This window comes from Arthrobacter sp. 7Tela_A1 (genome assembly GCF_049311065.1).
Lineage (GTDB): Bacteria > Actinomycetota > Actinomycetes > Actinomycetales > Micrococcaceae > Arthrobacter_B.
This window is the reverse complement of record NZ_JAXIOO010000048.1, coordinates 1-24,968: the sequence shown is the minus strand read 5'-3', so window position 1 is coordinate 24,968 and position 24,968 is coordinate 1. Positions and strand designations below refer to the sequence as shown.

Genomic DNA, 24,968 nt, shown 5'->3' with positions numbered 1-24,968 from the left:
TTCTTCGCCCAGGCGGAGAAAGCCGCGTCCCTGTTTAGTTCAGGCAGGTTGACCTAGTATCGGGTGAGGAGCCAAAACCGGGGGTGGCGGAAGAGCCCCGCGGCGCAGGTTCGCGTAGCAAGCTACTTGAAGCCAAGGAAGGGACAGCCATGACGGATGAGGGCAAGGAAAATCCGGACGAGCAGAAAAAAGACGGCGGAGCCGGTCCGGAAGGGACCATTCCGGCTTCCGGTGACGGTGTGGCCGCCGGCAGCACTGACGAGGCATCAAACTTCGAGCCCGAAGAGGACCCGGACGCGGCCGGGGAATCCTGACCGTCCCCGCCTCCGGCAGCTAGGGCAGTGTGGGTGCGTGAGCCGGCGGCAGCGGAATGTAGATGTTGCCGGTCGTCACGCCGCCGGTTGTCACTTCCTCTTCCTCTGCTGCTGAATGGCCGCTGACGGCCGGGACCGACTCCGGCTCCAGGGCCAGCAATCGCAGTGCGGCTGCTGCCTCGTGGGCGGCGGGCCGGGTATCGGGAAGGCGTGCTGTCATTGAGCGGAGCAGTTGTACCCAGTCCTCCCCAAGCTCATCGGGGATGTGCGGATCGCGGAGCAGCCGCGCGACGGCAGCTTCCACAATCGGTCCGGGGAAGGCTTTTTCGCCGGTAAGCGCTTCAAGCAGCACCAGGCCGAGCGAATAGATGTCGGTTGAAGGCTGGACATTCCCGCCTTGTGCCTGTTCGGGGCTGAGGTAGTTCGCGGTGCCTATGGTGGCTCCGTGGGCTGTGGCGACCGTAGCCTCGACGAACCTGGCGATGCCGAAGTCCGTCAGCTTGGGATAGAGCCGCGAATCAAGTTCGCCCTGCGGATAGAGCAGGATGTTGGCCGGTTTGACGTCCCGGTGGATGACGCCCTGGGAATGGATGTACGCCAGCGCATCGGCCAGGTCAGCTCCCAGGGAGGCAACCGCGACTGCCGGCAACGGCCCGGACTTCAAAGTACGGCGCAGGTCAGGGCCGTCGACAAGTTCCATCACGATGTAGTTCAGGACGTTGCCGTCCTCGTCGTGGTGCAGGCCTGCGTCGAGCAGCGTGACCAGCCCCGGGTGGTTCAGTGTCGCCAGCAGCAGGGTCTCTGTGTGCTGGCGGCGGTAAGCGTCGTCCTCCTGGACGGAGGGACGGAAAATCTTGACTGCGACTTCGCGGCCCAGGTTCTCATCCGTCGCCCGGAGCACAGAAGCAGCGCCGCCCGTTCCGATGAGATCGGTGGTCCGGTAGCGCTGGCCCAGGAATAGGTCCAAGGGCATCCTCACTTATAGGTTGAGCTGCAGGGAAATGGCCGGGCGATGTTCACACAATATCCCCGGTAAGCGAATTCAGTCGCTCGAACCGTCGCCAGAAATATTGCCAAGCACACTTATGATCAGTTTCAGTGTACTGACAATCTGATCTTACCGGTTACCTGCACCTGCCCGAGGCGTTTTTGGGCCGCCTTAACCAAGTCTTGACCGAACCCTCAGGGAAGCGGTGCCGCCTGGGAGAGGAAATCCACGGCCGAGCTCTTGAAAGCCCGTGAGGTCACCGCGTTGGCGTGCCGCCGGCCTGGAAGAAGCAGCAGATCCGAGCGTCCGTTCAGTTCAGCCAACTCCGGGGCGGAAGCAGCGAGCTCATCGTTCTCACCCGCAACCAGCAGCAGGGGCATCGCCGGAACTGCGGCGGCAGGGCGGAACGGCTCCTCCTTGATCGCCTCGATCAGCGTGAACAAGGCCTCCAGGTCATTGGAGGGAACAATGGTTGCCATCCTGAGCAGGTCGGCACTGACAGGGTCCGCGAGCGGTGGGCCGCCGGCCAGCTCCTGCCGGGCGCCGTCAAGGTCGAACTCCGCCAGCGGATCACCGGAGCCCGGGCCGCCCAAGACCATTCGGTGCACCAGTTCCGGCGCCTCTGCACCAAACTCCCACGCGAGGCGCGAGCCCAGCGAGTAGCCCACGATGTCCACGCCCGATGACTGGTCGCCCGGTTCCAGTGGACGGACCCCGGCATCCTTGAGCACATCCAGGATCCGGCTGCGGATCCGGCTGGGATAGTAGTGCTCGCGTCCGGCCGGCGAGGTGCTGCGCCCATGGCCCGGGAGGTCGACGGCGATCACCCGGCGCCCGGCCTCGGTGAGTGCCCGGATCCAACCGGTGGAAACCCAGTTCATTTCCGCTGATGAAGCGAAACCGTGGAGCAGCAGTACGGGACGCAGCCCGGCGTCGCTCACGGGTTCGTAGATTTCGGTGGACAGCACGGGCTCGGTGCCCTCAAGGACCTCCATGGATCCTAGTCTTCGTCCAGGACGGCGGAGAGGCGGACCCGGCGGCGGGCCGGAGCCTCCTGTGGCACGGTTCCAACAATCCCGGCCGTGTCATCGGGAACCTCGAAAACAACTAGGGGTTCGCCGACATTGATCTTTTCGCCCGGGTCTCCGTAGATTCGGGCCACGATTCCGGCCTGCGGGGAGGGGAGCTCCACGGCAGACTTGGAGGTCTCCACTTCGACCAGGGGCTGGTTGCGCTCTACCTGGTCACCGGGGGAGACGAGCCACTCCAGGATTGTTGCCTCGATCAGGCCTTCACCCAGGTCTGGGAGGGGAAAAGAAAGTTCAGCCACGCCGGTACTCCAATACTCGCTGGATCCCGAAAAGGATCCGGTCAACGTTCGGGATGTATTCGTCTTCGAGATCACCTGAGGGATACGGTACGTCGAATCCCGTGACCCGTTCCACCGGTGCCCGCAGTGTGTCAAAGCAGTGCTGCGTGATGAGCGCGGCGACTTCGGCGCCCAGTCCGGCGGTAAGCGGGGCTTCGTGGACGACTACTGCCCGCCGGGTGCGGGACACTGACGCGGCCAGCCCGGCGGCGTCGATCGGCTTGAGCCAGCGCAGGTCCAGCACCTCAATCTCGATGCCGTCTTCGGCTGCGAGCTCAGCGACTTGCAGGCAGCGCGCCACCATGGCACCCCAGGCAACCAGGGTCAGGTGCCGCCCCGGGCGCACAACCTTGGAGCCCAGCGGGGAACCCGCGTCGGCGAAGTCGACCGTGTCCTTCTGCCAGTAGCGGGACTTCGGTTCCATGAAGATCACCGGATCCGGCTGGCGGGCCGAGTGTTTGAGCAGGTGGTAGGCGTCGTGCGGATTGGATGGTGAAACAACCTTCAGTCCCGGCACGTGCGCGAAGAGCGCCTCAAGCGACTCGCCGTGATGTTCAGGTGCGCGGATTCCGCCAAAGCTGGGCACGCGGAGAGTGACGGGCATCGGCATGGTTCCGCGGCTGCGGTAGTTCATCCGGGCCAGCTGGGTAATGATCTGGTTGACCGCAGGATAGGCGAAGCCGTCGAACTGGACCTCGGGGATCGGATGGTAGCCGGCCATGGCCAGTCCCACCGACATCCCCAGGATTCCCGACTCGGCCAGCGGTGTGTCGAAGACGCGTTCGGCTCCGAACCGCTTCTGCAGGCCGTCGGTGATGCGGAAGACCCCGCCGAGGCGCCCCACGTCTTCGCCGAGGACGACAGTTTTTTCGTCTTCGGCAAGGATCTCCGCGAGGGCCCGGTTCAGGGCAGCCTGCATCGAGATCGTTTCTGCAGCGGGGGAGCCGGGGATGGCATCGTCCATGGGCCGGATTCCTTCAGTCAGTTGGCTAGACATGCTCGGATTCCTCCCGCCAGGCACGGGCCTGGGCTTTCAGGGTGTCAGTGGGTTCAGCGAAGACAAAGTCGAACATTTCCCGGCCGGGACGCGGTTCCAGGGCCTGGACCCCTTCGCGGACCTTCTCGGCATGTGCCTTGGCCCCGCTGCGGGACGCGTCCAGGAACGCCTGGTCAGCGGCGCCGTTCTCCAGCAGGAGTGCCGCAAGGCGGGCTACGGGATCTGCGCCGGCATCTCGGCGTTCCTCATCGAGGCTGCGGTAGCGTCCCGGGTCGTCACTGGTGGAGTGGGGCCCCCGGCGGTAGGTCATGGCCTCGATGAGTACCGGGCCATTGCCTGCCCTCACGTGGGCCAGGGCAGCACGGGTGGCGCGTACGACGGCGGGTGCGTCATTTCCGTCGACGGTCACGGAGGGCATCCCGTAGCCCGCGGCGCGGGCGGCAACGGTGCCGCCGGCAACCTGGTCCTGCGTGGGCAGTGAGATGGCCCAGCCGTTGTTCTGGACGAAGAAGATGACCGGGGCCTTCAGGACGCCGGCAAAATTCATCGCCTCGTGCACATCACCCTGGGAGCTGGCGCCGTCACCGAAATAGGTCATGGCGGCGGGCAGCTCGGAACCAGGTGCAGCAGACAGGCGCTGTCCGTGGGCCCATCCAACGGCGTGGAGCACGGAGCCTCCGACAACAGCCTGGATCGGAGCAAGGGCGGTGCTAACCGGGTTGTACAGGCCACCATGCCAACTTGCCTTGTGGGTGGACATGTACTCGACCATGTCCACTCCCAGTGCCAGAGCCACACCCATTTCGCGGTAGGTGGGGAACAGGAAATCCCGGGCTGTGTCCATGGCGAAGGCGCTGCCCACCTGGGCAGCTTCCTGACCCAGTTCGGGGGCGTAGCCCGGGATGATGCCCTGGCGCTGCCAGGCGACCGCGGCCAGGTCCAGCTCCCGTGTGGCATCCACCAGCTGGTACAGCCGGCGCAGTTCCTCATGTGTGAGCTCGGGGATGCTCGTGATGTCTAGGTCCATGGACAAAACGTAACGGGCGTCACGCGATGAAGCAATTCGACCGCCTTTGAGTGAGCACAGTGTACATATCGCCACGTCACTCACCCGATTACCTAGACAAATTGGCTACGATATCTGCGTAGGAAGGTGGGGGTGCACGATTTCACCGTCGCTTTCCGGGACAATGGCTTCGTGGCGTGTCCGGACGGGCGGCAGCCCGGGCGATAGAGTTCCCCACGAAGGCGGCAGAGTCCGCCGTTTGCTCCCGGGTGTTCACCGGGTCCCGGTTTTTCGTGGAAAGGCTGCCATGCCGACTGACCAGCTAGACGCCCGCATCGTTTCGCTGTTCACCGACGATCCCCGGATGTCAGTCCTGGAAGCGTCCCGCAAACTTCAGGTTGCACGTGCCACCGTGCAGGCCAGGCTGGACCGGATGCAGCGCAACGGCGTGATCGCCGGCTGGGGGCCGCGGGTGGACCCGGCGGCGCTGGGGTACGACGTCATTGCCTACTGTTCGCTCACCATCCGGCAGGATATGGGACACGACGCAGTGGTGGCAGCGCTCGCCGAAATTCCGGAGATCCAGGAAGCGCACACCGTGTCCGGAGAAAGCGACCTGATCGCGCGCGTGGTGGCCCGCTCCAATTCGGACCTGCAGCGCGTCATTGATTCCATGGTGGCCACCGGAACAGTTCTGCGGAGTTCATCGGTGATCGTGCTCAACACGCATTTTGAAGGCAGGATGCTGCCGCTGCTCCATGCCGCGGCGGGGACGCAGGCGCCGGACTCGACGCAAAGCGCGTAACGTCCCCCCGCTGTCCACTGCTGATGGGTCCGGCATGAGTTATAGTCACAGTGACCGTTACAAACGTGCTGACTGTCACTGGCACAGCGCACACGGAAAGGTTGCCGGTCCTCCGGATGAGTCCCAAATACGCCAATGTCTCCGAACGGGAGCTGGAACCGCCGTCGCTGGCGATCTCCACTGTGATCTTCGCGCTGCGCCCGGACCCGGACTCCGGGAAACTGACGCTCTGGCTGCCGCTGGTCCGCCGGATCCGCCAGCCGTACCTGGATTTATGGGCCCTTCCGGGCGGGCCGCTGCGGCCCACCGAATCACTCCAGGACGCCGCTGCGCGGAACCTGAGGGAAACCACCGCACTTGAGCCCCGCTACCTGGAGCAGCTCTACGCCTTTGGCGGCCCGGACCGTTCGCCGTCCCCTCGAGTGGTGTCGATTGTGTACTGGGCACTGGTCCAGCCCGACGAAGCGGCCCTGGCCCGGCAGGACGAAAACGTTGCCTGGTTCCGTGCCGACGGGGTGGGTACCCTGGCCTTCGACCACAACCAAATCGTGGAGTACGCGCTCTGGCGGCTGCGCAGCAAGATGGAGTACGGCACGGTTGCCTATGCCTTCCTCGGTGAGCGGTTCACGCTCGCCCAGGTGCGGGACGTCTATGAGGCAGTACTGGGCGGGGAACTGGATCCCGCGAATTTCCGGCGGCAGCTGCTGGCCAGCCCGCACATCGAGCCCACCAGCGAATACCTGCAGGGCGGGCGCCACCGGCCCCCGCGGCTCTACCGCTACACCGGACCTGTTCCCCAGACCGACGCCAACCCGCGTCCCGAGCCCCGGAGCTGACATGAATCCCGAACCAAGCGCCGCGCAGCGAAGCGTGGCTGCTGCCATCACCCTGCTTGCCGAACGCCCGGAATCCGCGCCGTCCACCTGCACACCGGACCTGGCGGCACCGCCCTGGAGCTTCGACCCCGTGCCCGGGTACGGTCCCGGTGCTTCACTGGCAGATGCGGTTCCCGGCAGCATGCCCCGGCAGGGAGAGCTTCCACAGGAATACCGCGACGCCACGGATGCGGAACTGGAGCAGCGGATCACCGCCGCGAAGCGGGAGCTGGGCAGCAGGGCGGTCATTCTTGGCCACTTTTACCAGCGGGACGAGGTTGTGCGCCATGCCGATTTTGTGGGGGATTCATTTCAGCTGGCGCGTGCAGCAAGGGAACGCCCGGAGGCCGAGGCCATCATTTTCTGCGGTGTCCACTTCATGGCGGAGACGGCGGACATGCTCTCCGGGCCGGAGCAGGCCGTCCTGCTGCCCAACCTCGCTGCCGGGTGTTCAATGGCGGACATGGCCGACGCCGATTCTGTTGAGGAGTGCTGGGAGCAGCTGCGGAGAGTCTACGGCGACATGCCGGATGCCGGGGGCCTGCTGCCGGTCATCCCGGTGACCTACATGAATTCGTCCGCCGCCCTCAAAGCGTTCTGCGGCCGCAACGGCGGCATTGTGTGCACGTCATCAAATGCTGCTGCGGTCCTGGAGTGGGCGTTTGAGCGGGGCCGGCGCGTACTGTTCTTCCCGGACCAGCACTTGGGGCGCAACACCGCCAAGGCCATGGGCATCGGACTCGATGCCATGCCGCTGTGGAATCCGCGGCTGCCCCTGGGCGGCAACACCCCTGAGGTCCTGGAACGGGCGAAAGTCCTGCTCTGGAACGGATTCTGCTCCGTTCATAAGCGGTTCACCGTGGAGCAGATCGCCAGGGCCCGGGCGGAATACCCGGGTGTGCGGGTCATCGTTCACCCCGAATGCCCCATGCCCGTGGTGGACGCGGCAGACGAGTCCGGCTCCACCGACTACATCCAGAAAGCCATTGCTGCCGCTGAACCGGGCAGCGTGTTCGCCGTCGGCACCGAAATCAATATGGTCAACCGGCTGGCCGCGCAATATCCGCAGCACAGGATTTTCTGCCTGGACCCGGTGATCTGTCCCTGCTCGACCATGTACCGGATTCACCCCGGATATCTTGCCTGGGTGCTTGAGGGCCTGGTCAGGGGAGAAACCCTGAACAGGATCAGCGTGGACGGCGCGGTGGCACGCGACGCACTGACGGCGCTTGAACGGATGCTGGCGGTCCGGCCGTGACAGCTGCGATCGGCAGCAGCGTCTTCGATGGCGCGGAATCCCTTCCCATGGTTGCAGCGGAGCACCCCCTGCCCCTGTCCGATGCTGCGGTCGAGCGGGCAGTTGCCGCTGCGCTCGCCGAAGACGCGCCGCGGGGCGATCTCACCTCCCAGGTCCTGATCCCGGAGGAGAGGGCCGCCACGGCATTCCTGACGGCCCGGGAGGAGGGAATCTTCTGCGGAGCACAGGTCATCCAGGCGGCGTTCGGCCAGGTCAGCGACCAGGTCTCCGTGCTGCTGCTGGTACGCGACGGCGAACGGTTCGACGCAGGCGGCCTCCTGGCAGAGATCAGCGGTCCCGCCCGGGCAGTGCTGACGGCTGAACGGGTGGCACTGAACCTGGCTCAGCGGCTGTCGGGAATTGCCACCATGACGGCACGTTTCGCGGCGCAGGCCCGGGGGACCAAGGCGCGGATCACCGACACCCGGAAGACCACACCCGGGCTGCGGGCGCTGGAACGGTACGCAGTGCGCTGCGGAGGCGGATTCAACCACCGAGAAAACCTGTCGGACGCGGTCATGGCGAAAGACAACCACCTGGCCGTGCTGGGCGGATCCCCGGAAGATCTCTCCGCCGCCCTGCGGCAGGCTAAAGCGCGACTGCCGCACACCGTGCATTTCGAGGTGGAGGTGGACCGGATCGACCAGATTGAGCCTGTCCTGTCAGGCGGAGCGGATACCGTCCTGCTGGATAATTTCTCGCTCGAAGACCTGCGCAGCGGCGTTGAGCTGGTGGCTGGCCGGGCCCTGGTAGAGGCCAGCGGCAACGTTCGGCTGGACACGGTTGCAGCCATTGCAGCAACCGGCGTCGATCTCATTTCTGCCGGTGCCCTGACGCACAGCGTCCGCGCGCTCGACCTGGGACTGGACATCCGTGCGGACAGCGCCGGCCCACAGGAAGGGGCAGCAGGAAAATGATCTACTTCGACGCCGCAGCCACGGCCCCGGTCCGCCGGGAAGTACTGGAAGCCATCGGTCCGCTGTACACCAGTGACTTCGGGAATCCGTCGAGCCGGCACTCCGCCGGTGAGGCGGCTGCACGGGCGCTGGACTATGCCCGGCAGACCGCCGCGCAGGTGCTGGGCTGCCGTCCCGGGGACATCGTCTTCACCTCGGGTGGAACGGAGGCCGACAACCTCGCCGTCAAAGGGCTGGCCCTTGCTGCCCCGCAGGGACGGCACATCGTCTCCAGCGCCGTCGAGCATCCCGCGGTGCTGGAATCCCTTGCCTACCTGGCCCGGCACCACGGGTTCCGGATCACCCTGCTCCCCGTGGATGCGGACGGCCGCGTGGACCCGGCTGACGCCGTGGCCGCCCTGACGCACGAGACCACGCTGTGCACGGTCATGGCGGCCAATAACGAGGTAGGTACCGTGCAGCCCATCACGGAGATTGCCCAGGCCTGCCGGGAACGCGGCATCCCGTTCCACACCGACGCGGTGCAGGCAGCCGGCTGGCTGCCGCTGTCCGTGGACGGAACAGGGATCGACGCCATGAGCGTCTCCGGGCACAAGCTCGGAGCACCCAAAGGCTGCGGGCTGCTGTACGTCAGGGGAGTGCTGCCGCTTGAGCCCCTCCTCCACGGCGGGGGACAGGAACGCGGGCGCCGTTCGGGCACCGAAAACGTGGCCGGCGCCGTTGCCGTGGCTACAGCGCTGGCGCTCGCGGACCGTGAGCGTGACGCCGTTGCCGAACGTGCCCGCGGATTGCGTGATTACCTGATCGGCGCCGTCCTGGACCAGGTGCCCGGAGCGGTCCTGACCGGCCACCGTACCGAACGCCTTCCCGGCCATGCATCCTTTTGCTTCCCGGGAACCAGCGGTGAAGCAGTCCTGCTGGAGGCTGAACGGGCCGGGGTGCTCTGCTCCTCGGGATCGGCCTGCGCGGCGGGATCCGACGAGCCGTCCCCCGTCCTCACGGCGATGGGCGTGGACCGTGAAGCAGCCCAGTCTGCGGTGCGCCTCTCTTTCGGTCCCTCGGTCCGGGAGAACGAAGTCACCATGGCTGCCCGCGCGCTGGTCACCGGCGTCCGCCGGGTCAGGGAGCTGCAGCTGAACACGCCGTCGTAGCATCGCGAAGCATACCGAATCGGGACTCCGCCGCCCCTACACTCATGCCATGCATACGAGCACTCCTTCCGCCGCCGTGCCGCACCAGTCGCTCGGCGAAGCCGCGGCACCCAAGCTGGCCCGGCTGATCACCTGCCGCACCGTCTCCTCCCGGGAACCCGGAGAAGTGGAGACAGCGGAGTTCGAGCGGTTCCGCAGCGAACTGACCGCACTTTTTCCTCGTGTCCACGCGGGCCTGTCCCTGGAACATATCCGCGGGGGCCTGCTCTTCCGGTGGCAGGGGCGCCGGGACGAAGAACCTGTGGTGCTGATGGCGCACTATGACGTTGTCCCCGTGGAGGACGGCAGTACCTGGGACCATCCGCCGTTTGGCGGCGTCATCGCAGGCGGGTTCATCCACGGCCGCGGGGCGCTGGATGACAAAGGATCACTGGCGGCGATCATGGAAGCCGTGGAAACGCTGCTCGCCGAAGGGTTCGTACCTGAGCGGACCGTCTACCTGTCCTTCGGTGACAACGAAGAGACAGCGGGTGACACCGCGGCTGAGATCGCCCGGGTACTGGAGGAACGCGGCATCCGCCCCTGGCTCGTGCTGGACGAAGGCGGCGCCGTCGCCGGACAGGCGTTCCCGTTTGTCAGCCGGCCGGTCGCGGTGATCGGGGTATCCGAAAAGGGGATCCTCGACGTCGAACTCTCAGTGAATGATCCGGGAGGCCATGCCTCCACACCCAACCGGGGCGGCGCGACGGCCCGGCTGGCCCGCGCCGTCGTCCGGCTGGACAGCAGGCCTTTTCCCGCGTCGCTGCATCCGGTCACCGTCGAAATGCTGGGCCGCCTGGCAGCCGGGGCTTCCCGTTTCCCGGCGCTCATCTTCGCCCGCGCCGGCGGCCTGGCACTGCCGCTGACCCGTGTTTTCGGTGCGCTGGGCGGCGAACCGAACGCCATGACCCGCACCACTGCCGCCGTGACCATGCTGCAGGGTTCCAAGGCCACCAACGTGCTCGCCACCCGGGCCAGCGCCGTCGCCAATGTCCGGATCGCGCCGGGAGAGAGCATCGAGTCCGTCCTGGACCGGATGCGGAAAATCATCCGGGACCCGAAGGTGGTGCTGCGGGTCGTGGAGGGGACCGAACCTTCGCCGGTCTCTTCCACAGCCAACGCCCAGTTCGCCGCCTTGGAAGAAGCCATCGGCGAGGTATTTCCGGACGCGATCGCGGCACCGTACATCATGATGGGCGGCACCGATTCCCGCCGGTTCAGCGGCATCTGCAAGGCCGTCTACCGGTTTGCCCCGTTCCGGATGGACAAGGCGTCCCGGGCGTCGATTCACGCGGATAACGAGAAACTGGCGGTACGGGCCTTCGATGAAGGCATCCAGTTCTACCGGCACCTGCTGCAGCACCTGGAAGCGGCTTCCTGATGCGTGCCCTGGGGCCCATCGTCCTCTTCCTGTTTCTGGTCGAAATCACCAGCGGCATCCTGCAGGGGTATTACACGCCCATCCTCACCGACGTTGCCCGCAACCTCGGAATCGCCGACGGCGACGTGAACTGGTTCGAGGCAGCCCAGCTGATGTTCAGCGCGCTGGCCGTACCGGTCCTGGCCAGGCTGGGTGACATCTACGGGCACAAACGGATCCTGCTGGTTTCCACCGTACTGACTGCCGCGGCTTCCTGGGGCGTGGCGTTCGCACCGGACTTCTGGACGTTCCTCGTGGCCTGGTCGCTGCAGGGCTTCTACGTGGTGTGGCTGCCCCTGGAGATCGCGCTCATTTTTGCCCGGGTGGCTTCGAAACCAGACCGTGCGGCGCTGACCCGCAAAGCTGCCGGCCTGCTGGTCGGTGGCCTCCAGTTCGGCGTGATTGCCGGAGCCCTTGCGGCCGGTGCCCTGGTCGGAGTCTTCGGCGGGAACCTCCAGCTGACGCTGATGGTCCCTGCAGCTGCCGCAACACTGTGCATCTTGGCGGTGTGGTTCGGGGTGCCGGAATCCGCGCTCCGTGCCGGCGGCGCGGTGGACATCAAGGGGTTCGCCCTCCTGGCGGTGGGCCTGCTGCTGCTCACCTCCGGACTGACCTTCCTGCGCATTAACGGAGCAGGCACCTGGTGGGTCTGGCTGGTGCTGCTGGCGGGCCTGGCAGCCTTTGTGCCTTTTGTGCGCTACCAGCTGCGGATTGACGAACCGCTGGTGGACATCCGAATGCTTCGCTCCCCGTCCATGTGGCCGGTGCAGCTCACCGCAGGACTCTTCGGCATTTCGGTGCTGGGGGCACAGGCGCCCATGTCAACCTTCGCCCGGACCGACCGCGAAGTGCACGGGTACGGGCTGGGACTCGAGGCAGGCTCGGTGTCCCTGATTATCGGTGCCTACGTGCTTGCCGTGCTCGGCGGCGCCCTGCTCTTTCCGCTGGCGGCACGGCTGACGACGCCGCGGATCACGCTGAGCGGTGCTGCTGCGGTGGTCGGCATCGGCTACGGGTTATTCCTGCCCTTCCACGATTCCCTTCCCCAGACCCTGGCCAACATGGTCGTCGCGGGACTTGGCTCCGGCGCACTGGTCGCGGCGCTGCCGTCTGCCGCTGCAGCCGCAGCACCGCTGAACCGCACGGGCATGGCCACTGGATTGACGAACACCACCAAGACGATCGGCGGGTCCTTCGCCTCCGCCGTCTTCGGCATTGCACTGCTCAGCGCGGCGGGGGAGTCGCTGGGCGGGGTCACGGGGACCGCGACGGCAGCTCCCTTGGCGGGCTATCTGACGGTATGGACGGTCTGTTCCGTCACGGCCTTCGCTGCTGCCGCAGCCCTGCTGCTGGTGCCCCGGCTCGCCTTTGCCGACGCGCCGCTGGTTCCGGGACTGGCCGAAGGCACTCTTCCTGCCCCGGGGGAGAATTCGCGCTAGCGGGGGGAACGGACAGCGGGGGCCGCGGGGGGGGGGCCCCCCGGGCCCCCGCGGCCGTCTCAGGCCTGGTTTGACTTCGCCTCGGGCTGGAGGCCCGCCAGCAGTTTGTCCGTCAGCGCCTTCAGCTGGACGAGCTCCTCCGGGCTCAGCGAAGGAGCGAGCAGTTCATGGATTCCGCGGACGTGGATCCTGCCGAGCCGCTTCTGCACTGCCCGGCCCTCATCCGTCAGGGAAAGTTCCACTCCGCGCTGGTCGTTCAGGGCCGGACGCCGCTGTACCAGGCCCTTGTTCTCCAGCCGGTCCATCATCCTGCTCAGGCTGGGCTGGCTGATGAGAAGGTGCTCGTTGAGCTCGTTCAGCCTGGTCCAGCCGGTGGGGCAGCGGCTGAGGTTGAACAGCACGTCGTACTCCCGCATGGTCAGTTCCTTGAACTCGGGGTCCCGCTGCAGCCGGCGCATGACACTCACCTGGGCACGGAAGAGGGATTCCCAGGTTTCGGCTGTCTGTTTGAGGGGGGACACCCCGCTGGTCTCGGAACTCATTCCATTAGCCTACTGAAGATGCGGCGGGCGTGGTGCCGGACGCGGCCTGCGCGCGTGCCGCGACCCGTGCAGCGTGGGTGGGCCCGTCGGGTACGTGCGCCGGGCGCCTGGAATCCAGTTCCTTGCGCAGTTCGGGCAGGACATGCTCACCGAAGAGGTCCAGCTGTTCCAGGACGGTCTTCAGCGGCAGGCCTGCATGGTCGATGAGGAAGAGCTGGCGCTGGTAGTCCCCGAAGTACTCCTGGAAGGTCAGTGTCTTTTCCAGGACCTCCTGGGGGCTGCCCACGGTGAGGGGCGTCTGCGCGGTGAACTCCTCCATGGACGGGCCGTGGCCGTAGACCGGCGCGTTGTCGAAGTACGGCCGGAACTCGTTCACGGCATCCTGTGAGTTCCTGCGCATGAAGAACTGCCCGCCCAGGCCCACGATCGCCTGGTCAGCCGCGCCGTGGCCGTAATGTTCGTAGCGCTCACGGTAGAGACCGATGAGCTGCATGTAGTGTTCCTTCGGCCAGAAAATATTGTTGGCGAAGAATCCGTCGCCGAAGTAAGCGGCGATTTCCGCCACCTGGGGTGTGCGGATGGAACCGTGCCAGACAAACGGTGCGACGCCGTCGAGCGGGCGGGGCGTGGCGGTGAAGTTGTGCAGCGGCGTGCGGAACTTGCCCTCCCAATTGACGCTCTCCTTGTCCCAGAGCTGGCGCAGCAGGTTGTAGTTCTCCACCGTCAGTTCGACCGAGTCCTGGCCGTTCTTGCCAAACCAGGGATAGACGGGAGCCGTGTTTCCCCGGCCCAGGACGAGGTCCGTGCGGCCGTCAGAGAGGTGCTGGAGCATCGCGAAGTCCTCGGCGATCTTCACCGGATCGTTGGTGGTGATCAGGGTGGTGGCCGTGGAGAGGATGATCCGTTCCGTCTGCGCCGCGATGTAGCCCAGGAGGGTGGTGGGGGATGAAGCGTAGAACGGCGGGTTGTGGTGCTCGCCGGTCGCGTAGACATCCATGCCAATCTCTTCGACCTTCCGCGCGATGGCGACGGCGGACTTGATACGCTCACCTTCCGTGGGCATCCGTCCGGTTACCGGATCGCGGGTGATGTCGCTGACGCTGAATACGCCGATCTGCATGGTGTGCCTCCCTGAGGGTATATGCATTTGCATCTAATGTCAGGGTACAACAGACGCTTCCGGCATTTCATTCCGCCCAGCAAAAGACCCGCCCGCCGGTATGGTGAACGGGTCTTTGTGCAGGGGTGGATCAGGCAGCTTCCTGACGGGCAGCTTCCTCCCGTGCCAGCGCACGGCGTTCCCGCGGTCCCTCAACGAGCTGGTACAGCACAGGTACCAGGACCAGGGTGAGCAGGGTGGAACTGACCAGTCCGCCCACCACCACGATCGCCAGCGGCCGGGAGATGAATCCGCCTTCCCCGGTGACGCCCAAAGCCATGGGTGTCAGGGCGAAGATCGTGGCCAGAGCCGTCATCAGGATCGGCCGCAGCCGCTGCCTGGCACCGCGGACAATGGCATCCTGCACCCTCATGCCGGGGCGGCTGCCGTCCGGGCGCCGGTACTGGTTGATCAGGTCCACCAGCACGATTGCGTTGGTGACCACAATGCCCACCAGCATCAGCATCCCGACCAGGGACGGAAGCCCCAGCGGCACGTTGGCCACGAGCAGCAGCACGATCGCGCCTGTTGCCGCGAACGGCACCGAGACCAGGAGGATCAGCGGCTGGATCAGGGACTTGAACGTCGCGACCATGATCACATAGACGATTGCGATGGCAGCCAGCAGCGCCCAGCCCAGCTGGGTAAAGGACTCGTTCTGCTGGGTGGCTGCACCGCTGAGCGTTGCCGTCACGGAGGCTGGCAGGTCCACAGTTGCCAGTTCTGCCTGGACTTCGGTAATCGCTCCGCCGAGGTTGTCCCCGGCAGGAGTCACGGAGACGACGGCGGTGCGTTCTCCGCCGGAGGAAGACACCGAGGTGGGGACGGCGACTTCTTCCACGACCGCCAGCTCGCTGAGCGGCACGGGACCGGCCGCCGTCGGGACCGGGATGGCCGCCAGCTGTTCGACGGTGGCGACTTCGGTGCCTTCGCCGATCAGGACCGGGAAATCATCAGTGCCCAGGCGGACGGTGCCTGCCGGGAGCGGGCTCAGGGTAGAAGCCAGGATTCCCGCGACCTGCTGCTCATCCAGCCCGGCGGACACAGCCTTGGCCCGGTCGATGGAAACCTGGACGACAGGTTCAGAGGACGCCAGGTTCGACGTTGCCTCCGAAACCCCCGGCAGGTCGGACATGGCCTCGACCAGTGCCTCCGTTGCCGGCTGCAGCTCTGCCGGATCTCCGGCCGAGATTTCGATGTCCACGGTGTTGGAAGTGCCGAAGCCGCCGCCCTGGGTGCCCAGGGTCACCGTACCGGCGTCGTCCCCGAGATCTTCGAGCTCCTTGCGGACCGTCTCGCGCAGTTCAACCTGGTCCACGTCCTGGTCGGTGATCACGGTGAAGTTCGCTACCGAGGCGCCGCCGGCACTGAATGCGGCGATACCGGAGGTGGAGGTGCCCATGGTCACCTGGACGTCCTTGACGCCCTCGGTGCCGGAGAGGACCTCTTCGACGGCGGCGGCGGCTTCGGAGGTGGTCTGCAGTGAGCTGCCCGGTGGAAGCTCCTGGCGGACGCTGAACGTGTTCTGTCCGGTGTCCCCGAGGAGGTTGGTCTGCAGCAGCGGGGTCAGCGCCGCCGTTCCGCCGAGGATCAGGACACCGGCCAGCAGGGTGTACACGGGATGGCGCTGGGTGCCGCGGAGGACGGGCAGGTACCCGCGCTGCAGGAACGTGGACTGTTCACGCTGTTCCGCTTCCGCACGGTAGGCATCCGGATCGCTGACCGGCTTCGGCGACTTCAGGAACCAGTACGCCAGCACCGGCACGATGGTCAGGGAGACCAGCAGCGAGGCCAGCAGCGCCAGCGACGTGGTCACCGCGAACGGCCGGAACAGTTCCCCGGCCAGGCCGCCAACCAAGGCGATCGGAGCGAAGACCGCCACGGTGGTCAGGGTGGAAGCCGTGATGGCGCCGGCAACTTCACGGACAGCGGTGAGGATTGCCGTCCGTTTCGCTTCCCCGTAGCCCAGGTGCCGCTTGATGTTCTCGATGACCACAATGGAGTCGTCCACCACCCGGCCAATCGCGATGGTCAGGGCGCCCAGCGTCAGGATGTTCAGGGAGTAGCCAAACGCCAGCAGGCCAATGAAGGTCACGAGCAGGGACAGCGGAATCGAAACGGCCGTCACCAGCGTGGACCGGACCGAGAGCAGGAAGACCAGGATCACCAGCACGGCGAAGCCGAGGCCAAGCAGGCCCTCGGTGGTGAGATCGGAAATGGACTTCTCAATGAACGGTGCCTGGTCGAAGATCACCGTGAACTTTGCGCCGTTTCCGAGTTCGTCCTGCAGCGAGGGCAGCAGGTCCAGTACCTCGTGGGAAATGCCCACGGTGTCCCCGGCCGGCGTCTTGGTGATGGAGATGGCCAGGGTGGCCTCGCCGTTGGTGCGGGTGATCGACGTCTGTTCATCCTCCGTGATCTCCACGGTGGCGACGTCGCCGATGGTCGGCGGTGCGGAGCCCGGTGCCGTTCCTTCGGCTTGGAGGGGCAGCGCGGAAATCTTCTCCAGTGAGTCGAGCGGGCTGCCGACCTGGATGGAAAGCGTGCGGCTGTCCTCGTCGACAGTGCCGGCGGGGATGAGGGCGCCGCTGTTCTCAAGGGCAGCGGAAATGTCCGACGGCGTCGCGCCCAGGGCGGCCAGTGCTGCCTGGTCGGGCTGGATGGCGATGTGCCGCTCGGAACCGCCGGTCACCTCTGCGGTGCGCACGCCCTCGATTTTCTGCAGCCGCGGGACGGTTAGCCGCTGCAGGTCGGAGCTGAGCTGGCTGAGGTCCTCGTCACTGGAGACAGCAAGGTAGACGATCGGGAAATCGCTGATGCTGCCGGCAAGGGACTGCGGATTGGTATCCTCCGGCAGCGCCTGGCGGGCGTTGGAAATAGCCCGGTCCACCTGTCCCCGCGCCCGGTCCAGATCGGTTCCGTAGGCGAAGGTCAGGGTAATGGCAGAAATCGAGGAGCGCGACGTGGCAGAGGAGGATTCGAGTCCCTCGACCGCAGTGAGGGCAGCTTCGAGCGGTTCGCTGATCTGCTTGTCCACGACTTCGGGAGATGCGCCCGGAAGAGCGGTGATAACGCTGATCTGGGGGAATTCCAGTGCGGGTATGAGTTCCTGCTTGAGGGAGTTCAGCGAGATCACGCCGAAGACCGCCACAAAAACTGTGATGAGGGCGATGAGTGCCCGGTTGGAGAGGGAAAGCTTGGCCAGACGGTCCATTTACCTGCCTTTTTACGTAGACGAAATCATCATACGTGCGCGGCAGCGGCGCCCGGCACCGGGGCGGCAAAGCGTGCGGGGGAGCGTTAACGAGCTGGTGCCCCGGTCCAATGACGGAACCGGGGCACCAGGGCAGCGTCCTGGACTTAGCCCAGCTTCAGCACGCGGTTGGTCTCGGCCGTGATTTCATCGGCCAGCGACTCGTTGTCGTTCAGTTTGGCACCGTAGCCGGGGATCATTTCCTTGATCTTGGATTCCCATCCGGCGAACTCGGCCGGGAAGCAGCGCTTCATCAGGTTGATCATGATCGGCGGGGCGGTGGAGGCTCCCGGGGAAGCGCCGAGCAGAGCACCCATGCTGCCGTCCGCGGACGTGATCAGCTCGGTGCCGAACTGCAGGACGCCGCCGCGCTTCGGGTCCTTCTTGATGACCTGCACGCGCTGTCCGGCGGTGATCAGGTCCCAGCCTTCCGTCACCGCTTCGGGGTAGAACTCACGCAGGGCCTTGGTCTTGCCTTCGCGGGACTTCAGGACCTCGGTGACGAGGTACTTCACCAGGGACATGTTGTCCTTGGCCACAGCCAGCATCGGAACAAGGTTGTGCGGGCGTACCGAGAGCGGCAGGTCAAGAAGTGAGCCGCTCTTGAGGAACTTGGGGGAGAAGCCGCCGTACGGACCGAACAGCAGCGACTTCTTGCCGTCCACGAAGCGGGTGTCCAGGTGCGGAACGGACATGGGCGGAGCGCCGACGGAAGCCTGTCCGTAGACCTTGGCGTTGTGTGCGGAGATGATCGATTCGTCCGTGGAACGCAGGAACTGGCCGGAGACGGGGAACCCGCCGAAGCCCTTTCCTTCCGGAATTCCGGAGCGCTGCAGGAGGTGCAGGGCACCGCCGCCGCCGCCAATGAACACGAACCGTGCGGAGACGGTCCGGCTGGCGCGGGTGGCGCGGTTGCGGACGGTGACGTCCCACCCCCCGTTGGAAGCACGTGTCACATTGGTGACCTCGTGGCCGAAGTTCAGGTCAGCGCCGTTCGCGCCGAGGTAGTTCACCAGTTCCCGGGTCAGGGCACCGAAGTCGACGTCGGTGCCGCCGGCAACACGGGAGGCCGCAACCCGCTGGCCGGAGTCCCGGCCTTGCATGATCAGCGGAGCCCACTCGGCGATCTGGGCGTGGTCTTCGCTGAACTCCATGGTCTTGAACAGCGGCTGGGCGCTCAGCGCCTCATGGCGGCGCCGCAGGTATTCAGAGTGTGCGTCGCCCCAGACAAAGCTCATGTGGGGCAGCGGGTTGATGAAGCTGCCGGAGATCAGCCCCTGGCCGACCATGTGAGACCAGAACTGGCGGGAAACCTGGAACTGTTCGTTGATGCCGATGGCCTTGGCGGGGTCTACGCTGCCGTCGGGGCCGGCGGGGCTGTAGTTCAGCTCGCACAGCGCTGCGTGGCCGGTTCCGGCGTTGTTCCAGGGATCGGAGCTTTCGGTGCCGGCGCGGTCCATGCGCTCGAAGAGCGAAATGTCCCAGTCGGGAGCGAGCTGCTTCAGGAACGCCCCGAGGGTCGCGCTCATGATGCCGCCGCCGATCAGCAGTACATCGGTTCTGGTTGCGGACTTCTCCGCCGGGCTCTCAGCAGTCAACTTCATATCTCCAGTCACGTGGACGCTAGCCTAAGAAGCGTATCCCTCAGTGCCGCGCTTACTAAAATTGTGTGCCGGGTCCGCCGCAGCCAGGGTGAAGGAAGGACGGCTGGCCGGCAGATACTTCCACGCTAGTCGGTGAGGCGGATGTTGTTGAAGACCTCGTTGAGGAGCGGCGACGTCGGGTACTGGGACACGCGGGGCGAGAGGGTCAGTGTGGAAATCGGGAAGGCCAGCGGCACGGCAGGAACCCGGGTGGAGATCCGGTCCGAAATGGAGCGGTAGGCGTCGGCGCGTTCCTCATCAGCCGGCAGCGTCCGGGCGCGGTCGATCTTCGTGAAAAGCTGCGCATCCTCGTAACCGAACTCTTCGCTGTAGGCACCGAACAGCGTGCCGACGAAGTTGTCCGCGTCCATGTAGCTTCCGCTGAGTCCGGAGAGATGCAGGGCGCGGTCGCCGTTCTTCGAGACCTGCTCCAGGTAGCCGTCAGACCACTCCACGGGAACGGGACGGATATTCAGGCCGGCAGCGGTGAGCTGGCGGCTTAGCTCCGCATAGACCTTTTCCGGATTGGGAAGGTAGGCGCGGGTGACCCTGCGGGGGTAATAGAACGGGAGTTCTTCCCCTGCGTACCCGGCTTCTTCGAGCAGTTCCTTGGCACGGTCCGGGTTGTGTCCGTAATTGGTGACGTTGTCCGAGCGCAGCCCCAGCTTTTCGGGCAGGAACTGGTTCGCCGATTTGGTGCCGTTCAGGAACAGTCCCTCCAGCAGGGCAGGCTTGTCGACGGCGTGGGCAATGGCCTGGCGCATTTTCGGCTCGTCCAGGCCGGGGAAGTTCTGGTTGATCCCCAGGTAGAGGATGGAGTAGGGATCACGCTGCAGGATCTGCATGCCGGCGCGGGCGAGCTCGCCGACGTCGGAGACCGTCACCAGGTCGTAGCCGTCCACTTCGCCGTTCAGCAGGGCGCGCAGCCGGCTTTCCGGACTCGTGATGGTACGGAAGGTGACGTTCTGGATCTGGCCGCGGTCGCCCCAGTAATCCGGATTGGACACCAGCAGGACCTCGTCTTCAACCCAGCTGGAAAAGACGAAGGGTCCGGTGCCGACCGGATGCTGCGCGTAGGCCGAGAGCCGCGTGCCGTTCCGGTCTTCGGTCAGCTCGTCCGCACGTCCTTCCGCCATGGCACGCGGCGAAGCGATGCCGAACTCAGGCGAGGCCAGGGCAGGGATGAGACCGGTCAGCCGGGTATTGAGTTCCAGCCGGAAGGTGTTTTCGCCCGTGGCCGTACAGGACTTGTAGGCGGACAGGTCGGGCGTGTCGGAGAAGCCCTTGAAGACTGACCGGAAGGCCAGGACCCCGGTGCCCCGCGCCGAGACGGGAAGTTTGTACCAGCGGTCGAAGTTCGCGCAGACCGCTTCAGCCGTCAGCGCCTCCCCGTCGTGGAAGGTGATACCGCGCTGAAGCGTGAAGTCATAGATGCGTCCGTCCTCTGATGCCGACCATTCCTGGGCCAGCAGGGGCACGGGCGCTGAGGTCAGCGGGTCGACGCCCACCAGCGTTTCCAGGACCTGGCGGGTCACGCGGTGAGACTCGGTGTCCACTGCCAGGAAGGCATCAAGGCCGGCTGGACGGGCAGCGGTGGCGAAGGTGAAAGAAGCCGAAGGCCCGCCGGAGGCCGACGGGGAGGCAGAGGTACTGGGCGCGTCGTCGTCGGGACGGGCGGCAGTGCATCCGGTGAGGACGAGTGCGGCGGCAGCGGCAGAAGCCTTGATGATGGAGCGCCTGGTGGCGGATGTTGTCACAGCTTCTGGGTTCTCCTCCGGGACGCACCATCCCTGCCTGATCGGTCGATTTCTTAGTCTAAATGATAAAAAACCGGTAAAGGCGGCTGAGAGTTGCCTCACAAGTACCCTTTGGTAAGGCAGGATATGGAAATGACTGAAACCAGCCCTGAATCTCCGCTGCTAGAAGTGACCGATCTCGCCGTCGGCTTCCAGACCATGGAAGGCCCCGTGCAGGCGGTCCGCAAGGCCGGATTCAGCCTCGGTGCCGGGAAAACCCTGGCGATTGTGGGCGAATCCGGATCCGGCAAATCCACCACCGCCATGGCGGTCATTGGGCTGCTTCCGGGAAACGGCAAAGTCACTTCGGGCAGTATCCGCTTTGACGGGCGGGAGCTGGTCGGCCTCCCGGAGTCCAAGATGCGTGCCGTCCGGGGGCGGGCCATTGGACTCGTTCCCCAGGATCCGATGTCCAATCTGAACCCGGTGACCAAGATCGGCACCCAGGTCGCGGAGACGCTCCTGGTCCACGGCATGGCCACCAGCAAGGACGTGGACCGCAAGGTCGTGGAGGTGCTCACGGCAGCCGGACTTCCCGATGCCGCAGAACGGGCCAAGCAGTACCCGCACGAGTTTTCCGGCGGTATGCGCCAGCGCGCGCTGATCGCCATTGGGCTTGCCTGCAGGCCCCGCCTGCTGATCGCCGATGAGCCCACCAGTGCGCTTGACGTCACGGTCCAGCGGACCATCCTGGACCAGATCGAACGGATGACCGAAGAACTGGGCACCAGTGTCCTGCTGATCACACACGACTTGGGTCTGGCAGCCGAACGTGCTTCCGACCTGGTGGTGATGCACCGGGGCGAGGTCGTCGAGACCGGGCCTGCACGCCAGCTGCTGGAAGACCCCCAGCATCCCTATACGCAGTCCCTGGTGCGTGCGGCGCCCAGCGTGGCGGCAGTGCGCCTTGCGCCCGGCGCGTTTGCCGCACCGGCGTCTGAACGGCTGCAGGCAGTCGGCAGCGGCGAGACTGCCATTGCCGCCTCCGGGACAGCTGAAAGTCCGGCAGCGGTGGACAACATCGTGGAAATCCGGGACCTGAACAAAGTCTTCCCCATCCGCGGCAAGGCCGGAGACTTCCATGCAGTGCGGAACGTGAGCCTTGAAATCCCGCGCGGCAAGACAGTGGCCATCGTGGGGGAGTCCGGATCGGGGAAAACGACGACGGCGAGGATGCTGCTCAAGCTGATCGAGCCAACGTCGGGCACCATGACGTTCGACGGCGTCGACATTGCTTCGCTGCAGAAGCGCGAGCTCAGCAGTTTCCGCCAGCGGGTGCAGCCGATCTTCCAGGATCCGTATTCTTCCCTGGACCCGATGTTCACCATTGAACGGATCCTGGACGAACCGCTCAAGACCTACAAGCGCGGCGACCGCGCGGAGCGGGCCGCCCGGGTACGCGAACTCATGGAACAGGTTGCCCTGCCGGTGTCCATGCTGCGCCGCTATCCGGCGGAGCTCTCGGGCGGGCAGCGCCAGCGTGTGGCCATTGCCCGTGCCCTGGCGCTCAAGCCCGAACTGATCATCTGCGACGAACCTGTCTCGGCACTGGACGTCCTGGTGCAGGCACAGATCCTGAGACTGCTGGGAGACCTGCAGCGCGAGCTCGGGCTGAGCTACCTCTTCATTTCACACGACCTGGCCGTGGTCCGGCTGATCTCGGACTACGTCTGCGTTATGAAGGACGGGGAGCTGGTGGAAGCAGCGACCTCCGAAGAGGTTTTCCAGAATCCGCGGCACCCGTACACCCGGAAGCTGCTTGCCTCCATTCCAGGCAACGAACTCAACATTGAAGGCGAACTGGCTTCATAGCCGGCAGCAACCGCACAGCACACCGGCACAAAGACAGGGCCTGCTCCCATGGGAGCAGGCCCTGTCTGTGTGTCCGCGGATCTTTGTCTCCGCGGCCGGTGCGCTACTTGCGCCGCGTCTTGGGATCCAGTGCTTCACGCAGCGACTCACCCAGCAGGGTGAAGCCGAGGGCCGTGATGGCAATGCAGATGCCGGGCAGGAACGCGAGCTGCGGTGCCACGGCAAGTTCGTTCTGTGCGGAGGTCAGCATCCGCCCCCATTCCGCGCTCTCGGGCCGTCCGCCGCCGAGTCCCAGGAAGGACAGGGCTGCGGCGTCGATCACTGCGGTGGCCAGGGTCAGGGTCGCCTGGACGATCACGGGGCCAACACTGTTCGGCAGCAGATGGCTCATGGTGATGGTCCGGGTGCTCAGCCCCAGTGCTTGCGCGGACAGGATGTAGTCCGCGCCCCGCTGGCTGATCATGGACGACCGCAGGAGTCTGGCGAAGATCGGCACCTGGGATACCCCGATGGCGATCATCACCGCCGACGGCGTCTGTCCCAGCACGGCCGCGATGCTCACAGCCAGCAGCAGGTTCGGGACGGAGAGCAGGATGTCCACGAACCGCATGATGACGTTGTCCACCCAGCCGCCGACGCCGCCGGCGATCACGCCGAGCAGCATGCCTCCGGCGAGTCCAAGTGCGGTGGAGATAACGCCGATCAGCAGGGACGCGCGGGCTCCCCAGATGAGCTTGGACAGGACATCGCCGCCGAAGCGGTCCAGACCGAGCGGATAGCTTTCGATGTCACCGGGTCCGGGGATCGACGTAGGTGTGATTTCGGTGCGGCCCGGCAGTTCCTCGCCGCCGTACGGCGCAAGGATGGGCGCGAAGATGGCGACCAGGATGAACAGGCCTACGATCACCGCGCCCGCGATCGCCGCGGGGTTGCGGCGCAGCCTGCGGAAGGCATCACTCCACATTCCGCTGCCGCGCACATCAGGAGCTGCCGGTTCGTCGGGGCGGACAGCGCCGCCCGCCGGCGGCGGTAGAACTGTACTCATTGCACCCTCACCCTCGGGTCGATGAAGCCGTAGGACACATCAACCAGCAGGTTGATCAGCGAATACGCCACGGCGATAAAGATGATGAAGCCCTGCAGCACGGGATAGTCCAGGTTGAAGATGGCGTCCCGCAGAAACCTTCCCACTCCGCTGAAGGCAAAGACCGTTTCGGTCAGGACGGCACCGGAGATGAGCAGCCCTGTCTGCAGGCCAATGGTCGTGGTAACGGGAAGCATCGCGTTGCGCAGCACGAACCGGTTGCGGATGGTTTTTTCCATCAGCCCCTTGGCCCGGGCCGTGCGGACATAGTCCGCGCCCTGCACTTCAAGGACGGACGCGCGGGTAATGCGCACGATGATCGCCAGCGGAATCGTTCCGAGCGCAATGCCGGGCAGGACCAGGTGCATCAGGGCATCCCAGGACGCATCCCATTCCCTCGTTAACAGCCCGTCCAGGACATAGAAGTCCGTGACGTGAGTGGCGTTGATGCGCGGATCCTGCCGGCCGTCCGTGGGGAACAGCGGGATTTGGATGGCCAGGAGCCACTTAAGGATGAAGGCCAGGAAGAAGACCGGCACGGTGATGCCGATCAGGGAGAGCACCACGGAGGAGTGGTCCCAGAACCGGCCGTAGTGCCTGGCAGCCAGGTAGCCCAGCGGGATACCGATGCCGATCGCGAAGATCAGGGCGACGGCGGCAAGTTCCAACGTGGCCGGGAAACGGGTGGCGAACTCTTCCAGGACGGGACGGCCGGTCACGGTGGACGTGCCGAAGTCGCCCTGCAGGAGTTTGCCCACGTAGGTGAAGTACTGCTCGATGAGGGGCCGGTCGAAGCCGTAGGCCTCATTGATCCTGGCGATGGCCTCAGGTGTGGCCTTGTCGCCCAGGAGGGCGGTGGCCGGGCCGCCGGGAAGGCTGCGGACCCAGATGAACAAAAGGATGGACAAGCCGATCAGGGTCGGGATCAGCATTAACAGGCGCTTGCCTATAACTCGCAGCACGAGTGTCCTTTCTCAGCCGGTTGTGCGGCTGCTGAAAAGGTAAGGACAGAACGGGGGGGGGGCCCCCCCCCCCGGGGGCCCGCCCCCCGCGGGGCGCCCC

21 protein-coding genes are annotated in these 24,968 nt (G+C 65.6%); 9 read left to right on the top strand and 12 right to left on the bottom strand.

Going from position 1 to position 24,968, the window contains the following annotated elements; genetic code table 11:
- Positions 1–149 precede the first annotated feature (149 nt).
- On the top strand, positions 150–314 hold the full coding sequence (locus TVB01_RS15155) for a hypothetical protein (RefSeq protein WP_422456736.1): 165 nt from the start codon (positions 150–152) through the stop codon (positions 312–314).
- A gap of 19 nt (positions 315–333) precedes the next feature.
- On the opposite strand, the gene TVB01_RS15150 is transcribed toward TVB01_RS15155, so the two are convergent.
- The 5 genes from TVB01_RS15150 to TVB01_RS15130 form a co-directional block, all read right to left on the bottom strand.
- Positions 334–1,287: a serine/threonine-protein kinase gene (locus tag TVB01_RS15150; protein WP_422456735.1), complete on the bottom strand. Its 954-nt coding sequence runs from the start codon at positions 1,285–1,287 to the stop codon at positions 334–336.
- Positions 1,288–1,496: 209 nt separating this feature from the next.
- Entirely contained in the window at positions 1,497–2,297 is an 801-nt protein-coding gene (locus tag TVB01_RS15145; protein WP_422456734.1) for an alpha/beta fold hydrolase, read from the bottom strand.
- A gap of 5 nt (positions 2,298–2,302) precedes the next feature.
- Positions 2,303–2,632, bottom strand: coding sequence for a biotin/lipoyl-containing protein (locus TVB01_RS15140; protein ID WP_422456733.1), 330 nt, complete (start codon positions 2,630–2,632; stop codon positions 2,303–2,305).
- On the bottom strand, positions 2,625–3,635 hold the full coding sequence (locus tag TVB01_RS15135; protein WP_422456738.1) for an alpha-ketoacid dehydrogenase subunit beta: 1,011 nt from the start codon (positions 3,633–3,635) through the stop codon (positions 2,625–2,627). Before TVB01_RS15135 ends, TVB01_RS15140 begins: the two co-directional genes overlap by 8 nt.
- A 25-nt stretch (positions 3,636–3,660) precedes the next feature.
- Positions 3,661–4,695, bottom strand: a complete 1,035-nt coding sequence (locus TVB01_RS15130) for a thiamine pyrophosphate-dependent enzyme (protein ID WP_422456732.1) — start codon at positions 4,693–4,695, stop codon at positions 3,661–3,663.
- Between the two features lie 286 nt (positions 4,696–4,981).
- On the opposite strand from TVB01_RS15130, the gene TVB01_RS15125 reads away from it, so the two are divergent.
- From TVB01_RS15125 to TVB01_RS15095, 7 genes are all read left to right on the top strand, one after another.
- The gene (locus TVB01_RS15125) at positions 4,982–5,479 is read left to right on the top strand and encodes an Lrp/AsnC family transcriptional regulator (protein ID WP_422456731.1); all 498 of its coding nucleotides are present in this window, start codon (positions 4,982–4,984) and stop codon (positions 5,477–5,479) included.
- Between the two features lie 116 nt (positions 5,480–5,595).
- Positions 5,596–6,315 carry an NUDIX hydrolase gene (locus TVB01_RS15120; RefSeq protein ID WP_422456730.1) on the top strand — a complete coding sequence of 240 codons (720 nt, stop codon included), beginning with the start codon at positions 5,596–5,598 and terminating at the stop codon, positions 6,313–6,315.
- Between the two features lies 1 nt (position 6,316).
- The gene (gene nadA / locus TVB01_RS15115) at positions 6,317–7,612 is read left to right on the top strand and encodes a quinolinate synthase NadA (protein ID WP_422456729.1); all 1,296 of its coding nucleotides are present in this window, start codon (positions 6,317–6,319) and stop codon (positions 7,610–7,612) included.
- Between the two features lie 47 nt (positions 7,613–7,659).
- Positions 7,660–8,568, top strand: coding sequence for a carboxylating nicotinate-nucleotide diphosphorylase (gene nadC, locus TVB01_RS15110; RefSeq protein ID WP_422456737.1), 909 nt, complete (start codon positions 7,660–7,662; stop codon positions 8,566–8,568).
- The gene (locus TVB01_RS15105) at positions 8,565–9,719 is read left to right on the top strand and encodes a cysteine desulfurase family protein (RefSeq protein ID WP_422456728.1); all 1,155 of its coding nucleotides are present in this window, start codon (positions 8,565–8,567) and stop codon (positions 9,717–9,719) included. The genes nadC and TVB01_RS15105 overlap by 4 nt, the downstream gene beginning before the upstream one ends.
- Before the next feature lie 49 nt (positions 9,720–9,768).
- Positions 9,769–11,139 carry a M20/M25/M40 family metallo-hydrolase gene (locus tag TVB01_RS15100; protein WP_422456727.1) on the top strand — a complete coding sequence of 457 codons (1,371 nt, stop codon included), beginning with the start codon at positions 9,769–9,771 and terminating at the stop codon, positions 11,137–11,139.
- Positions 11,139–12,617, top strand: coding sequence for an MFS transporter (locus TVB01_RS15095; RefSeq protein ID WP_422456726.1), 1,479 nt, complete (start codon positions 11,139–11,141; stop codon positions 12,615–12,617). The genes TVB01_RS15100 and TVB01_RS15095 overlap by 1 nt, the downstream gene beginning before the upstream one ends.
- A 59-nt stretch (positions 12,618–12,676) precedes the next feature.
- Here TVB01_RS15095 and TVB01_RS15090 read toward each other — a convergent pair whose 3' ends face one another.
- The 5 genes from TVB01_RS15090 to TVB01_RS15070 form a co-directional block, all read right to left on the bottom strand.
- A complete protein-coding gene (locus TVB01_RS15090; protein ID WP_422456725.1) occupies positions 12,677–13,159 on the bottom strand; it encodes a MarR family winged helix-turn-helix transcriptional regulator in 483 nt (160 codons plus the stop codon).
- A gap of 4 nt (positions 13,160–13,163) precedes the next feature.
- On the bottom strand, positions 13,164–14,279 hold the full coding sequence (locus TVB01_RS15085) for an LLM class flavin-dependent oxidoreductase (protein ID WP_422456724.1): 1,116 nt from the start codon (positions 14,277–14,279) through the stop codon (positions 13,164–13,166).
- A 130-nt stretch (positions 14,280–14,409) separates the two neighbouring features.
- A complete protein-coding gene (locus TVB01_RS15080) occupies positions 14,410–17,532 on the bottom strand; it encodes an efflux RND transporter permease subunit (protein ID WP_422456723.1) in 3,123 nt (1,040 codons plus the stop codon).
- A gap of 146 nt (positions 17,533–17,678) precedes the next feature.
- Positions 17,679–19,175 carry a malate:quinone oxidoreductase gene (locus tag TVB01_RS15075; RefSeq protein ID WP_422456722.1) on the bottom strand — a complete coding sequence of 499 codons (1,497 nt, stop codon included), beginning with the start codon at positions 19,173–19,175 and terminating at the stop codon, positions 17,679–17,681.
- A gap of 125 nt (positions 19,176–19,300) precedes the next feature.
- The gene (locus tag TVB01_RS15070; protein ID WP_422456721.1) at positions 19,301–20,971 is read right to left on the bottom strand and encodes an ABC transporter substrate-binding protein; all 1,671 of its coding nucleotides are present in this window, start codon (positions 20,969–20,971) and stop codon (positions 19,301–19,303) included.
- Between the two features lie 132 nt (positions 20,972–21,103).
- On the opposite strand from TVB01_RS15070, the gene TVB01_RS15065 reads away from it, so the two are divergent.
- A complete protein-coding gene (locus TVB01_RS15065; RefSeq protein WP_422456720.1) occupies positions 21,104–22,822 on the top strand; it encodes an ABC transporter ATP-binding protein in 1,719 nt (572 codons plus the stop codon).
- 103 nt (positions 22,823–22,925) lie between these two features.
- Here TVB01_RS15065 and TVB01_RS15060 read toward each other — a convergent pair whose 3' ends face one another.
- Both TVB01_RS15060 and TVB01_RS15055 read right to left on the bottom strand, forming a co-directional pair.
- Positions 22,926–23,867, bottom strand: coding sequence for an ABC transporter permease (locus TVB01_RS15060; protein WP_422456719.1), 942 nt, complete (start codon positions 23,865–23,867; stop codon positions 22,926–22,928).
- Complete coding sequence (locus TVB01_RS15055) at positions 23,864–24,868, bottom strand: ABC transporter permease (RefSeq protein ID WP_422456718.1); 1,005 nt, start codon at positions 24,866–24,868, stop codon at positions 23,864–23,866. Before TVB01_RS15055 ends, TVB01_RS15060 begins: the two co-directional genes overlap by 4 nt.
- Positions 24,869–24,968: the final 100 nt, after the last annotated feature.

Coding starts and splice junctions, on each gene's coding strand:
- TVB01_RS15155 (WP_422456736.1), top strand. CDS start 150: ATGACGGATGAGGGCAAGGAAAATCCGGACGAGCAGAAAAAAGACGGC.
- TVB01_RS15150 (WP_422456735.1), bottom strand. CDS start 1,287: ATGCCCTTGGACCTATTCCTGGGCCAGCGCTACCGGACCACCGATCTC.
- TVB01_RS15145 (WP_422456734.1), bottom strand. CDS start 2,297: ATGGAGGTCCTTGAGGGCACCGAGCCCGTGCTGTCCACCGAAATCTAC.
- TVB01_RS15135 (WP_422456738.1), bottom strand. CDS start 3,635: ATGGACGATGCCATCCCCGGCTCCCCCGCTGCAGAAACGATCTCGATG.
- TVB01_RS15130 (WP_422456732.1), bottom strand. CDS start 4,695: ATGGACCTAGACATCACGAGCATCCCCGAGCTCACACATGAGGAACTG.
- TVB01_RS15125 (WP_422456731.1), top strand. CDS start 4,982: ATGCCGACTGACCAGCTAGACGCCCGCATCGTTTCGCTGTTCACCGAC.
- TVB01_RS15120 (WP_422456730.1), top strand. CDS start 5,596: ATGAGTCCCAAATACGCCAATGTCTCCGAACGGGAGCTGGAACCGCCG.
- nadA (WP_422456729.1), top strand. CDS start 6,317: ATGAATCCCGAACCAAGCGCCGCGCAGCGAAGCGTGGCTGCTGCCATC.
- nadC (WP_422456737.1), top strand. CDS start 7,660: ATGGTTGCAGCGGAGCACCCCCTGCCCCTGTCCGATGCTGCGGTCGAG.
- TVB01_RS15105 (WP_422456728.1), top strand. CDS start 8,565: ATGATCTACTTCGACGCCGCAGCCACGGCCCCGGTCCGCCGGGAAGTA.
- TVB01_RS15100 (WP_422456727.1), top strand. CDS start 9,769: ATGCATACGAGCACTCCTTCCGCCGCCGTGCCGCACCAGTCGCTCGGC.
- TVB01_RS15095 (WP_422456726.1), top strand. CDS start 11,139: ATGCGTGCCCTGGGGCCCATCGTCCTCTTCCTGTTTCTGGTCGAAATC.
- TVB01_RS15090 (WP_422456725.1), bottom strand. CDS start 13,159: ATGAGTTCCGAGACCAGCGGGGTGTCCCCCCTCAAACAGACAGCCGAA.
- TVB01_RS15085 (WP_422456724.1), bottom strand. CDS start 14,279: ATGCAGATCGGCGTATTCAGCGTCAGCGACATCACCCGCGATCCGGTA.
- TVB01_RS15080 (WP_422456723.1), bottom strand. CDS start 17,532: ATGGACCGTCTGGCCAAGCTTTCCCTCTCCAACCGGGCACTCATCGCC.
- TVB01_RS15075 (WP_422456722.1), bottom strand. CDS start 19,175: ATGAAGTTGACTGCTGAGAGCCCGGCGGAGAAGTCCGCAACCAGAACC.
- TVB01_RS15065 (WP_422456720.1), top strand. CDS start 21,104: ATGACTGAAACCAGCCCTGAATCTCCGCTGCTAGAAGTGACCGATCTC.
- TVB01_RS15060 (WP_422456719.1), bottom strand. CDS start 23,867: ATGAGTACAGTTCTACCGCCGCCGGCGGGCGGCGCTGTCCGCCCCGAC.